Source organism: Rhodoplanes sp. SY1 (genome assembly GCF_046000175.1).
Taxonomy (GTDB): Bacteria; Pseudomonadota; Alphaproteobacteria; order Rhizobiales; family Xanthobacteraceae; genus Rhodoplanes.
On sequence record NZ_JBEOMB010000102.1, the window covers coordinates 1 to 1361 of the forward strand.

The following is a 1361-nucleotide window of genomic DNA, read 5'->3' on the forward strand; positions in this document are numbered from 1 at the left end:
AAATGGACCCCGAGCCGAGGACCACTGGCGTGGCGTTCTTAGTTGGAAGCTCGGCCGCTCCGATCCTCTGATATCATGCTGCCAATCGATCTGTCTGCGGCTTTTGTTGCTGTGGGCCTGTGGGCAACGCGGCAGCGTTGTCCATCATGTCCACAGCCTCGCCGATGGCGCCGGCGCGCCACACTGCCATCGGAGTCCGATAGCCGAGCGCTTGGTGGAGCCGCTGCTCGTTGTAGAAGGCGATCCACATGGCGATGCCGGCCTTCGCCTCGCGGCCGTCGGCGTAGTGTTTCAGGTAGATGTCCTCGTGCTTGAGGGAGCGCCACAGCCGCTCGATGAACACGTTGTCCATCCAGCGGCCGCGGCCGTCCATCGAGATCCGGATGTCGGCCGCGAGCAGCGCGCCCGTGAAGGCCGCCGAGGTGAACTGGCAGCCCTGGTCGGTGTTGAAGATCTCTGGCTTGCCGAACCGCGCCATCGCGTCCTCGAGGGCCGCCAGGCAGAACGAGGTGTCCAGCGTGTTCGACAACCGCCATGCCAACACGGCCCGGCTCGCCCAGTCGATGATCACCACCAGGTAGAGGAAGCCGCGGCCGATCGGGATGTAGGTGATGTCCGCCGCCCACACATGGTTCGGCCGCTCGATCGACAGATCCCGCAGCAGATACGGGAAGACCTTGTGCCCAGGCGCCGGCTTCGACGTGTTCGGCTTCGGTCCCAGCGCGGCAATGCCCATCAGCCGCATCAGGCGCTGCACGCGCTTGCGGTTGACGAGCCAGCCCTCGGCCCGAAGCGTCGCCGTCAGCCGGCGCGAGCCGTAGAACGGCCACGCGGTGAACAGCTCGTCGATCCGCCGCGTCAGGGCGAGATCGTCGTCGTTGGCCGGCCGCTCGGGCCGATAGACGCTCGACCGCGCCACCCCGAGCAGGGCACATTGCCGCCGCACCGACAGCGTCTCGTCGCTGCGATCGAGCATTTCTCGCCGGTCCGCCGCGCTCATCTGCCGGACCTCCTGACTAAAAAATCCCGCTCCACCGTCAACTGGCCGATCTTCGCGTAGAGGTCGTCGACCGTCTTCTGCGCGACCTTCTCGGCGTCCACACCCACGCTCGGGTCGAACGCCCGCGCCGCGTTGTCCAGAAGCTGCTTCTTCCAGGCGTAAATCTGGTTGGGATGGACCTCGTAGCGCTGGGCCAGGTCGGCCACCGTCGCCTGCTCGCGGATCGCCTCCAGCGCGATCTTCGCCTTCAGCCCCGCGTCGATCTTCCGTCTCGTTCTCTTCGTCATGGTCTGCTCCGTCTACCAAACGGAGCGACCGATTTCCAACTTGCGCCCTGGTCCCAAAACCGGGGTCCACTTCA

At 65.8% G+C, this 1361-nt stretch carries 1 protein-coding gene; it reads right to left on the reverse strand.

Translation table 11 applies throughout. The annotated features are described in order from the left end of the window. Positions 1–73: 73 nt before the first annotated feature. Positions 74–1287, reverse strand: a protein-coding gene (locus tag ABTU92_RS22680; protein ID WP_408093892.1) for an IS3 family transposase whose coding sequence is annotated in 2 segments (ribosomal slippage) — positions 74–1011 and positions 1011–1287 — 1215 coding nt in all. Because the reading frame shifts where the segments join, the coding sequence is not laid out codon by codon here. Positions 1288–1361: the final 74 nt, after the last annotated feature.